The following is a 4,245-nucleotide window of genomic DNA, read 5'->3' as shown; positions in this document are numbered from 1 at the left end:
TACGCACAGTCTAGCAAAACTAACTAGTTTAAAAGCGGGTATATACTATCAAATAGAGAGGTTAGACGATCAGCTATCTGTGGCTTTTGATGAAAGTGACATACGCAGTAAGTTACTCAGTTCAGGGATAAGTTCAAACCAAATCACGATTGAGGAGTTTTGCGTTGAAAATGAATTATTCTGTTGGAAAGTTATTATTTCCAAGTCATTTTAGCTTAAGGGAGGAATAATGTGGATAATGAAAGCGTTCATAATGCAGTGTTCGGCTAAAACTAAATAGTTAACACCTCACTCATACAAGTTTTAGCGTAAATGACCAGATACGACAACATTAAGTTCAACTCCTTTTCAATTAAAGAGAAGCAATTGTACCTGTTATTGCTCAGCAATAAATTAATGATAATTGATCTACTCTAGCGAAAAACTCCGCTATAAATTGAACCCTCAGTGTTTTAGTTAGGATAGGGGTTCCCCTTCTTTTATTTAAATATAACGCTATATCTATAGTTTATTTTTGTGTTTACTGCATTATTGATTCTTTGTGATTATTGTGTTTTCGCTAGTGTATTATACGCAATAATAAAGTGGTTTCATGTTTGTAAACAACTGTAAATAAAGGTGTTTTTAGGTTAAGTTGCTGTTGACCTTTTGCTTCAATTGAGACTACTATTCAAATCAAAATAGGAACTAGCCGATATGGCAGGCCTGTTTTTATATAAACAAAAAATAAAATAGTATTCTTGGGAGAATCAAATGTTAAACAATCAAGTTTCAAAAGCAGTTCGCTTAGCGATCGCTTTTGGTGCAGCATCAACAGCTGCATTTTCAGCAAGCACCATCGCTGCTGAAGAAGGCGCAGAAAAAGTAGAGCGCATCGAAGTAACCGGATCACGCATCAAACGTGTTGATATGGCTGGTGATTTACCAGTAACAGTTATTGACCGTGCTGCAATTGAGCTAAGTGGTGAAACGTCTGTTGCTGACTTACTACGTAATACGACTTTTAACAGTCTGGGTTCGTTCCGTCCACAGTCAGGTAGTTCTGCTCAGGGCGCAACGACAGTAAGTCTTCGTGGTTTAGGCTCAGACCGTTCATTAGTACTCGTTGATGGTCGTCGTTTACCTAAATCAACGCTTACAGGTTCAAGTCAAGATTTAAACTTTATCCCTATGGCCGCAGTTGAACGCGTTGAAGTTTTAACGGATGGTGCATCGGCACTATATGGTTCTGATGCAATCGGTGGTGTAATTAACGTTATTTTACGTAAAGACTTTAACGGTGCAGAAGTTACTTTAGGCTCAGGTCGTATTGAGCACGAAGGCGGCGACCGTGAGAATGGTTCTGTGTTATTCGGTGCTTCTTCAGATAATGCTTCTGTACTAGCGGGTGCGTCGTGGAGTGGTCGTGATATTGTTTATGCACGTGATTTCCCTTGGTACAGCCCAGGTGGTTCTGTATATTCAAATAACTTTACAACAATGGCTAAAGACGAAAATGGTGAATATATACCTGGTGCCAGTAATTTTGACTTCTTTTCTCCAGAAGCAACGTGTGAAGGCGTAGGCAACGAAAACTTTTATCGTATTGGTAAGCGTTGTGGCTTTAACTTTGCTGCTGTTTCTGCTGATGAAGCGTCAATTAAAAACCGTTCAGCGTTTGTTAAAGCAACATACGAAATCAATGATGATTGGAGCGTATACACCAACATAAATATTTCACAAACTAAATCGTTTGGTCGTTATGCGCCAGCATTAGATGAAACTGCGTATGGCCCAGATCAAATTGATGCTGATAGCCCAAATAACCCGACTAATCCAAATAGCCCAATTTACGATCCATCGCTAGGTATGGAGCAACAGCCACTTGATTTCTGGCATCGTTTTGCTGCCCTTGGTAACCGTGATAACAACCTAACATCAGAGCTTAAAGATATTAGCTTTGGTACCAATGGTATGATTGGGAATGTATCTGTAGAAGCAGGTGTACGTAAAACTATTAACGAAAGTAACAACCAAGGTAGTGGTTACGTACTTCGTAGTGCCGCACGTCAGTACATTAATGATGGCACTTACATGCTAAATGACCCATTTGGTGCGTCACAAGAAGTTAAAAATGCGATGACAGTTACAACGTCACGTGTTGGTAAATTTAACCAAGAAGAAGTGTATGCAAATGCTGCATTCGATATCATGGAAACAGATGCAGGTGCAATCCAAGGCTTTATTGGTTTTGAATATCGCACAGAAGACTATGGTGATAAATACGACTCACTTTCTGAAGCAGGTCAAGTAGGTGGTTCATCTGGTAGCAGCGCTGGCGGTAGTCGTTCAGTACGTGGTTTGTTTTTTGAAGCGTTAGTACCAGTAGTTGAGTCATTTGAGCTTACATTTGCGGGTCGCTATGATGATTACTCTGACTATGGCTCAGACTTTTCACCAAAAGTATCTGCACGCTATAACCCAATAGATGATCTAGTACTTCGTGCTTCATGGGGTAAAGGTTTCCGTGCGCCATCATTACCAGATTTAACCCAGCAACCTGCTGAATCAGCAGACTCTGTTTCTGACGATGCTCACTGTGCAGCTATTGGTGAGGAAGCCGGTTGTTCTGCGCAAATCAACGCAATTGTTATTGCGAACCCTGGGCTACAATCTGAGCAATCAGATCAATACTCAGCAGGCTTAGTTTACCAAGTAACTGATGCTATTTCAGTTGAGCTTGATTACTACAACATCGAAATTACCAACAGAATTCGAGCATTTAGCTCACAAGCTATTATAGATGCACGTTTACGTGGTGACTCTGTTCCAGATGCATTTACCGTTAAACGAGCACCTAATGGAGCTATTTCAGAAGTAATCCGTGGTTTTGGTAATGATGGCACCCTTGAGACTTCAGGTATTGACTTTAAAGCAAGCTCAATGTTTGATTTTGGCGAAGCAGGATCATTAAGAACAAATCTTAATGTGTCACACATGATTGATTACAGCACCGATGGCGGTCGTAACTTTGTGAATGACCCAGGTTATCCACAAATGCGTCTTGGTTTATCAAACGTATATTCGTTTGCTGATTTTGACTTTACTTGGAACCTAAACTTAATTGATAGCCAGTGTGAAGACATTACAGCTGATGGTGCTTGTGTAGGTCATATCCCTTCTTGGGTAACCCATGATTTACAAGTTGCGTATAATACTCCTTGGAATGGTAAAGTGAGCTTCGGTGCACAAAATGCATTCGGCAAGGAACCACCATTATATGCTTTTGGCGGCCGTGACTATAACTTCAACTTATACTCAGGCTTCGGACGTACAATGTACTTAAACTTTAAACAATCTTTCTAAGTTTATTTATTAAGTAAATAAAAGAGTGGCTTATAGCCGCTCTTTTTTTTGGAGAAAAATAATGCACTGGGATCATTACTGGGATTCAACAAACAGGTTATCAAGCTTTGGCGATGCAGAAACAGAGCTGGGATACCCCGAAGAAATTTTAACGTTTTGGGAAAATTATATTCGTTCAAAAAACAATGGGTGTTCCTACTTAGACTTAGCGACAGGGAAAGGCGCATTAGCAATATGGCTGCAAAGTGTATTAACTAAGCATCATTTGAATGGCACGGTAGCGGGATGTGATTTAGCTAATATTGCACCAAGTAAAATTACTAGCAACGCGGCTGAGCTAAATGCTGCAATCGCCACTATCGATTTCAAATTTAACACTTCGTTAGAAGCACTGCCTTACGAAAATAATTCATTTGATGTGTTAGTCAGCCAGTTCGGTTTTGAATATTCAGATTGGTCAAAGTCGCTTCCTGAAGCACTCAGGGTGCTTAAAAATCAGGGTGAAATTATTTTAATGATGCACCACCCACACTCATTAATAACAAATGACTGTAAGTCGGGATTAAACATACTACATCGCTTAATAAAGGCGAATATAGTTGATGATCTAATCGAAGTTGTTGGTCAAAAATTGGCGGGAAACACCAAAGAATATGAATATGGCAATCAACAAATAATAAAAAAAATCCAAGCTATAGCGATAAATACAACAGATGAGCAAGTCTGGTTTTTAGATGTTGTGTCGAAGATATCGAAGGTGATGGTAAATGTAAATACGCACAGTCTAGCAAAACTAACTAGTTTAAAAGCGGGTATATACTATCAAATAGAGAGGTTAGACGATCAGCTATCTGTGGCTTTTGATGAAAGTGACATACGCAGTAAGTTACTCAGTTCAGG

General features: G+C 39.5%; 3 protein-coding genes. All 3 read left to right on the top strand.

Annotated features, from left to right (window positions below; genetic code table 11):
* On the top strand, positions 1 to 214 hold a 214-nt coding region (locus tag ABYB02_RS15180; protein WP_372763245.1), incomplete at its 5' end, for a hypothetical protein.
* A gap of 539 nt (positions 215 to 753) precedes the next feature.
* Positions 754 to 3,345: a TonB-dependent receptor gene (locus tag ABYB02_RS15175; protein ID WP_372763244.1), complete on the top strand. Its 2,592-nt coding sequence runs from the start codon at positions 754 to 756 to the stop codon at positions 3,343 to 3,345.
* Between the two features lie 61 nt (positions 3,346 to 3,406).
* Positions 3,407 to 4,245 (top strand): class I SAM-dependent methyltransferase (locus tag ABYB02_RS15170; protein WP_372763243.1); only part of this gene is annotated, 839 nt, incomplete at its 3' end.

Source organism: Pseudoalteromonas sp. (assembly GCF_041613455.1).
Lineage (GTDB): Bacteria > Pseudomonadota > Gammaproteobacteria > Enterobacterales > Alteromonadaceae > Pseudoalteromonas.
Note: the sequence above shows the minus strand (reverse complement) of the source record. Positions and strands in the feature narration are given on the sequence as shown.